At 55.1% G+C, this 2117-nt stretch carries 3 protein-coding genes; 1 reads left to right on the forward strand and 2 read right to left on the reverse strand.

Annotation, left to right across the window (positions count from 1 at the left end; translation table 11 throughout):
- Nucleotides 1-400 precede the first annotated feature (400 nt).
- Both AC5JJ6_RS11150 and AC5JJ6_RS11155 read right to left on the reverse strand, forming a co-directional pair.
- The gene (locus AC5JJ6_RS11150; protein WP_496042098.1) at nucleotides 401-754 is read right to left on the reverse strand and encodes a type II toxin-antitoxin system PemK/MazF family toxin; all 354 of its coding nucleotides are present in this window, start codon (nucleotides 752-754) and stop codon (nucleotides 401-403) included.
- On the reverse strand, nucleotides 751-1038 hold the full coding sequence (locus AC5JJ6_RS11155; RefSeq protein ID WP_496042099.1) for an antitoxin MazE family protein: 288 nt from the start codon (nucleotides 1036-1038) through the stop codon (nucleotides 751-753). The genes AC5JJ6_RS11150 and AC5JJ6_RS11155 overlap by 4 nt, the downstream gene beginning before the upstream one ends.
- A gap of 218 nt (nucleotides 1039-1256) precedes the next feature.
- Here AC5JJ6_RS11155 and AC5JJ6_RS11160 point away from each other — a divergent pair, with 218 nt between their 5' ends.
- Nucleotides 1257-2117: a hypothetical protein gene (locus AC5JJ6_RS11160; RefSeq protein WP_496042100.1), complete on the forward strand. Its 861-nt coding sequence runs from the start codon at nucleotides 1257-1259 to the stop codon at nucleotides 2115-2117.

Consider the following 2117-nt stretch of genomic DNA (forward strand, 5'->3'; position numbering starts at 1 on the left):
ACGGGCTCATTAGCTTTCTTCACAAACCATTTTGGAAATTCTTTATATTGATTTTTTAAGCTATCGAAGAACGGATCATTCAAATCAACATTAATGAACTTAGTGAGACGCAAGTTTTTTGCCATCGTTGCTCTCATGCTCCCGACAAAGATCACTCTGGGTAACTCGGTTTGCCTCTTTGTAGGCATAACATGATAGAATGGATCTTAAAAGATCATATTCTGCTACAAAATGCCGCTCCTGAGTGTGATCTTGCGCTAAAACTGTCAAGAGACGATGGTTATAGAGCGGGAAGAGGGAGTCAGATTGAAAAAAATGGCATCTGACTATGTATTTGCAGCCTTTAGCAGTATTGCGGGAACTGGACATGACAACCGTTCCTTTCAGCACATCGCATTCGTCAGCGATCTTCCACCGCCGTAGAAAGCTCTGCGATGCCGAGAAATACCAGAATTGCGCGGTTAAGTCGCACCATGTCTTCGGCTCCCAGCCGGCCAACCGGGCTGCCGATCTTCGACCTGGGTACCGTGGTGACCTTATCGACCATGATTCGGCTGGTGACCGATAAGCCGTTGGTCACAATTGGCTCCACCGGCAGGCGGAACAGGGGCGCATCGGTCGAGTCTCTGGTGAAGCCGCAGATAGTGACGGAGTCCGTGCCGTCGAAACGGTCATCCTGGATTATCACAGCAGGGCGCGGCTTCCCCGCATGGTCTTTTCCGCCTGAGACGGTCCAGATCTCTCCGCGCTTCAATCCTCGTCTCCCAAGTCGGATACGGCGTCGATGAATGCCTGATCCTCTCGGGCATGCGGGCTGCGCGCTACCGCTGCTGATTGCCTGTGCGCCTCAGCCTTGAAAGCGGAAGTTCGCACATCGGGCACCCATATCTGAATCGGCCGCAATCCCTGCGCACGCAGCCTCTCCCGGTGCGCGCGGACCTTGTCGCGTGATGAACTTACGCCGCTCGACATGGCTGCCCCCTGGCTTAGGTTACATGTAACCTCAGCCGATCCGACGGGAGTTGCCAAGGCCGCCATGGTTCAAAGCCGACGACGTAGGCACGCAGATGCCTCCGCCGCTGCGTCAAGAAGCATCGACATTGCTACCCTGTGGAATTTGACTTCCGCTATAACGGGCGTAAGATTCTCCACGGTGGATGCATCATCGCAGCATTGAATGGTTCTGATAGCAAGAAACTGATGCATAGCAACTCGCACATGGCTATCGCCTGATGCGAGTTTCCGGTGAGGGTGCCATGGGCAGGATGTTCAAGATCAGGATAAGCGGGAGCGGCGCTGGCACCGATGCGCCGTCTGTGGAAGACCTGCTTGATCAGGTCCGGGATTACCTGGAAATCCTCCATGGCGTCGAGGAAGCGGTGGCCGAGGACGGGGCGCTTGCCATTGATTGGCGGATCGTCGATGCCAGCCGGAACAGTCCGCTTGCGCTGGAGTGTCAGGCATTTCCGAGGAACTATGCGGTGAACATCGACCGGCGGGCCGAGTTGGTGATGAGTTGCACCGCAAAAGGCTTCCAACTCCTGCAAACCACAGCCGAGCGGCCTAAGTATTTCACGGACAAAGTGCTGACCAAGGCCCGTGGGATCTTTGATCGTGTTACGAACGGCCTCAACCTGACGGAGGTCGATTTCGGCGAAGGATTGCCGCCGATCTTGATAACGCCGATAACCGCGCGAGGGGCAGCGGCGAACACGGATCGCGTCCTCAAGCCGGTTTCCAAGCCTTACCGGGAATTCGGCTCCGTCGAGGGATATTTCCAAGGTGTCGAGCGGGATGGTTTTGGCCGGAAGCTGCTGTATATCCGGCATCGGGTGACCGGCGACATCATAAAATGCATCGTCTCCGGGAAGGCGCTTATTGAAGTCGAACGTCACCAGATCGCGGAGGTTTTTCACAATCGGCGCGTTCAGGTAACCGGAATGCTTCACTTCAAAAGCTTGGGTAGGCTATCTCAAGTCGAGGCCAACGAAGTGCGCTTCCTTCGCTCCCGGTCTGAACTGCCACAGGTCGATGATATCATCGACCGTGATTTCACCGGCGGCATGACTTCCGAGGATTATATCGAGAGGCAGCGGAGCGTCCGCGCCTTTCAATAA

The sequence above is a fragment of the Skermanella sp. genome (assembly GCF_059503625.1).